Raw genomic sequence first — 2914 nt, forward strand, 5'->3', positions numbered from 1 at the left:
GGAGTGTTCAACAGCGCCTATTTCGAACACAGCTACCTCGCCCAGCAGATGGGAGTCACGCTCGTGGAAGGCAGAGACTTGATCTGCGAGAACGGACATGTATGGATGCGTAGCACAGAGGGATTGCAGCGAATTGATGTGATCTATCGACGGATTGACGATGACTTTCTCGATCCCAATGTGTTCCGCAGAGATTCCATCCTTGGAGTGCCTGGCCTCATGGACGCGATGCGCAAGGGCAACATTGCTATCGCCAATGCACCAGGAACAGGCGTTGCCGACGACAAGCTCATTTACGCCTACGTCCCCAAGATGATTCGCTACTACCTCGGGCAGGAACCCATCATCGAAAACGTGCCCACCTATCTCTGCTCCAGGCCAGATGACATGACCTTCGTGCTGGAACACCTCGGATCACTCGTGGTGAAGTCGGTAGCTGAAGCAGGGGGCTACGGAATGTTGATCGGTCCCCACGCCTCAACAAGCGAAATCGAGGCCTTTGCCGAGAAGATCAAGGCTCATCCTCGAAATTTCATCGCACAGCCCACATTGCAGCTCTCCACAGTTCCATCAATCAGTGAGGGTGAGCTCTATCCGTGTCATGTGGACTTACGTCCTTATGTTCTGCGTGGAAAAAGTACCTGGGTCAGTCCAGGTGGACTCACCCGCGTCGCCTTAAGACGTGGCTCTTTAGTAGTGAATTCCTCCCAAGGCGGCGGTTGCAAAGACACCTGGGTGGTGAGTGATAGACAAGCACCGATTGAACATCTGGAGGCCATGCCGTGTTGAGCCGCGTCGCGGACTCCCTCTATTGGATCAACCGTTTTATAGAGCGCGCCGAAAACATCTCTCGCTTTCTCGAGGTGAGCAATGCGATGGCTTTAGACAATCCCAGCGGCAACGGTGAACCCTGGTTGCCCTTAATCGATGCGAATGGTGATCGCCAGCACTTTGATCAAAGCTATCCGCGTCGATCATCAAAAGATGTCAGAGATTTTTTGCTCCTAGACCTTGACAACCCCAACAGCATTGTGAGCTGTATCTCGAATGCACGCGAGAACGCCCGCCAAATCCGTGATGTGATCTCTACTGAGATGTGGGAACACATCAATGATCTCTTTTGGAGTCTTCAGAACGGAGAAGTTCTATGGAGGGAACCAGACCAAGAGCAACTTCGAACGATTCGTCGCGGTTGCCAACTGTTCTATGGCATCACTGACGTCACACTCAGCCGCGATCAAGCCTGGTTATTTAGCCGTCTAGGCCGGCTGATTGAAAGAGCCGATAAAACCTCCCGAATCGTTGATGTGAAGTACTTTCTGCTGTTACCAGTCCCAAGCGCAGTGGGGGGTGTGCTGGATGAGCTGCAATGGATTGCTCTTCTCCGTACCGCTGGGGCCTATCAGATGTATCGGCAGAGCGTCCAACAAGCAATCAGTCCCATTTCAGTGGCACGTTTTCTTCTGCTGGATCCGATTTTTCCCAGATCCGTACGGTTTTGCTTGCAAGAGATCAATGACACCCTCCAGCGAATTCAACACAAGCCCATTCCAGGCTCACCTGACGACCTCGAATGCCTGAGCGGTCAGCTCGTGGCTAAGTGGAGTTACGTCCGCATTGAGTCTCTAATCGACCGTGGCTTGCATGAAGTGATTGATCAACTGCAGACCGATCTCAATCAACTGCATGGTCTCATTCAGAAAAGCTATTTCCCCACCGCCGATCTCACACCGCAGGTCCTCTCAACTATTTCGACAGACCCATCATGCTCGTTGAGCTGACCCACACCCTTGCTTATCAATACGACGCACCCATCAGTCTTGGAGCACACCGCCTGTGCCTCCAACCCAGAGGTCACGGTCATCAGCGGCTCCTTGAGCACGCGCTGATCGTGTCTCCAGAACCAAGCCATCAGCATGCTCTCGTAGCAGCCAGTGGAGATGAGATTCAACGGATCTGCTTTCAAGGCACAACGAGTCATTTGTGCATCGAGGCTCACAGCAGAGTGGAAACTCAAGCTGCAAGGCCACTTGAAGAATGCTTCAACCCACTGAATCCTCAGCTCCCCTACCCCCGCGGACATCTCAATCGTGATCTACACGGTGCGCTGGAAGGATGGTTACCAAACGGTCAGCACGATCCCTCAGCCATAGCCCTAGCCCAAGATGCCTTGATGGGAGGGAGCCAACAAACCTTGCCGTTTTTGCGCGAACTGATGGCGACCATTCAAGACCGGGTGAAATACACCAAGCGACATTTAGGTCGAGCCTGGCCAGCCAGCCGAACCCTGAGAGAGAGGGTGGGTTCTTGCCGAGATTTAGCCATGTTGATGGTGGAATGTTGTAGGAGCGTTGGTCTGCCTGCACGGTTCACAAGCGGGTATCAACTCACCGATCCTGCCCCTACTGACTATGACCTTCATGCCTGGGCCGAGATCTATCTTCCTGGAGCAGGATGGCGTGGTTTTGACCCCAGCGCTGGATGCGAAATCAGCGAACGTTACATCGTGCTAGCCAGCTCCTCAAATCCAGACCTAACCGCTGCAGTTTCAGGCGATTTCAAAGGTCCACCCAACACCATCAGCAAGCTCAACTGGACGATCAAGGCACAGGTCTTAAGTTGGCCGCCCGAGAGCATGGCTCAAGAGACAACTGACGCTGCCTGAAGGACAGGTGCAAGACCATGCAAAAGCGGACGCGCTGCTGCTTTTGAAGTGACTTGATAGAGCTTTGGGATCTTCAGGCTGTTGTAAACACGGAACTCTCTGTCTAGACATACATTGGAATTTCGCTTGGCCTGATTAAGAACAACAGATCCATCGAGATCAGACAAAGAGCGATGAAATGTTCCTCTTGGAATATTGAGAATGTCACCTCCACTGTCCAAACGAACGATATGAAAAGGATGCTCCCAA

3 protein-coding genes and 1 pseudogene are annotated in these 2914 nt (G+C 52.6%); 3 read left to right on the forward strand and 1 reads right to left on the reverse strand.

Annotated features, from left to right (window positions below):
- From NCN04_RS10130 to NCN04_RS10140, 3 genes are all read left to right on the forward strand, one after another.
- Positions 1–789, forward strand: a 789-nt coding sequence (locus tag NCN04_RS10130; protein ID WP_250396013.1) for a circularly permuted type 2 ATP-grasp protein, incomplete at its 5' end; no start/stop codon positions are given.
- A complete protein-coding gene (locus NCN04_RS10135; RefSeq protein WP_250396014.1) occupies positions 783–1781 on the forward strand; it encodes an alpha-E domain-containing protein in 999 nt (332 codons plus the stop codon). The genes NCN04_RS10130 and NCN04_RS10135, both read left to right, overlap by 7 nt.
- Positions 1766–2665, forward strand: coding sequence for a transglutaminase family protein (locus NCN04_RS10140; RefSeq protein ID WP_250396015.1), 900 nt, complete (start codon positions 1766–1768; stop codon positions 2663–2665). The genes NCN04_RS10135 and NCN04_RS10140 overlap by 16 nt, the downstream gene beginning before the upstream one ends.
- Here the strand turns inward: NCN04_RS10140 and NCN04_RS10145 are convergent.
- Positions 2641–2914 (reverse strand): annotated as a pseudogene (locus NCN04_RS10145) (redox protein); the annotation flags it as partial. The gene NCN04_RS10140 and the pseudogene NCN04_RS10145 sit on opposite strands and share 25 nt — an antisense overlap.

This window comes from Synechococcus sp. MU1655, assembly GCF_023630655.1.
In the GTDB taxonomy this organism is placed as follows: Bacteria; Cyanobacteriota; Cyanobacteriia; order PCC-6307; family Cyanobiaceae; genus Synechococcus_C.

Excerpts from the sequence above, each read along its gene's own strand:
- NCN04_RS10140 (WP_250396015.1), top strand. The coding sequence starts at position 1,766 with ATGCTCGTTGAGCTGACCCACACCCTTGCTTATCAATACGACGCACCC.